Annotated in this window: 2 protein-coding genes and 1 pseudogene; all 3 read right to left on the bottom strand. The window is 60.4% G+C overall.

Annotated elements, in window-relative coordinates:
* Positions 1–51: 51 nt before the first annotated feature.
* Positions 52–309 (bottom strand): IS66 family insertion sequence element accessory protein TnpB, encoded by a 258-nt coding sequence (gene tnpB / locus CFR71_RS15820; RefSeq protein ID WP_110532247.1) that lies wholly within the window; start codon positions 307–309, stop codon positions 52–54.
* Positions 306–794 carry an IS66-like element accessory protein TnpA gene (gene tnpA, locus CFR71_RS15815; protein ID WP_207781413.1) on the bottom strand — a complete coding sequence of 163 codons (489 nt, stop codon included), beginning with the start codon at positions 792–794 and terminating at the stop codon, positions 306–308. Before tnpA ends, tnpB begins: the two co-directional genes overlap by 4 nt.
* A gap of 64 nt (positions 795–858) precedes the next feature.
* Positions 859–1,037: pseudogene (locus CFR71_RS15810) on the bottom strand (transposase); the annotation flags it as partial.

Below are 1,037 nucleotides of genomic sequence, written 5' to 3'. Positions count from 1 at the left end.
AGCAGAATATCGTCAATATTCCAGATCGGGCTCCTGTGGGATGACTGAATTCTACAAAATGACCCGAAATTGCCTCAAGTGTGAGAAATCCGCGTCGATCCGCTTCGCATATAAGGAAAGGCCGATCCCATCGTGCCAGATCAGTTTCACCAGGTCGCCGCGTCGGCCCCTGAAGGCATAGACGTCACCCGCGAAAGGGTCACGACCCAGTGCTTCCTGGACCTTCAACGCCAGCCCGGGCATCCCCAGGCGCATATCGGTTACACCGGCCGCCAGCCATATCTTCAGCGTGGAAGGAAGCGGGATCATGATCGTAGTGCACCCACAATTTCACGCAGACGATCAGCGGACAGCCCTGTGTCGAACTCCAGCCGCACACCGTCCGGAAAGACCAGGCTGACGGCTTGGCCGGACAGCGTTCCCTGTTCTCTCCGACGCTCCAATGGCTGCGGCTCGGGGGCCGGGGCCACCATGACAGGTATGAACGATGTCCCGCCTTTGGCCTGCGCTTTGGCCCGAGCCTCTCGCCGCCAACGAAACACCAGACTGGGATGGATCCCATACTGTGCAGCCACCTCCCTTATGGGGCGTCGGCTCTCGTAGGACGCGATGACCACTCGCGCGCGAAATTCAGGGGCGTGCCAGCGGCGGCGATCCGAAACGATTTCGATCCGCGAGGCGTCCGCCAGCCTGTCCCGCTCATCGGTCTCTCTACCGCTCCTTTGGAGCCTCTCTGCGGTACTACCTGCGACACTCGCAGGTAGTACCGCGTCCCTATCTCTTAAATCGTTCATGCTTCATAGCTGAACCAGACCAGAAATATTCAGCAAGGCGTCAGTCGCCGGGAGCTTACGGATCGAAGGCAAAAAACGGGATCACTTCTGGCCATGCCCGGCGCCATGCCGGGGCGATTGACGCGTATTTCCCGGCCCATTTTTCCTCGAACGCATCAAGTTCGGCGGCCGCCATGTCAGCGGTGGCGGCCCCGTAGATCCGGCGCAGGTCGGCAGCCACGGCCTTACGGTCCTTCCATGAGC

Origin of the sequence: Novacetimonas pomaceti (assembly GCF_003207955.1) — a bacterium.
GTDB lineage: Bacteria > Pseudomonadota > Alphaproteobacteria > Acetobacterales > Acetobacteraceae > Novacetimonas > Novacetimonas pomaceti.
Note: the sequence above shows the minus strand (reverse complement) of the source record. Positions and strands in the feature narration are given on the sequence as shown.

Bases quoted from the DNA above. Each gene is read 5' to 3' on its own strand.
- tnpB (WP_110532247.1), bottom strand. From the start codon at position 309: ATGATCCCGCTTCCTTCCACGCTGAAGATATGGCTGGCGGCCGGTGTA.
- tnpA (WP_207781413.1), bottom strand. From the start codon at position 794: ATGAACGATTTAAGAGATAGGGACGCGGTACTACCTGCGAGTGTCGCA.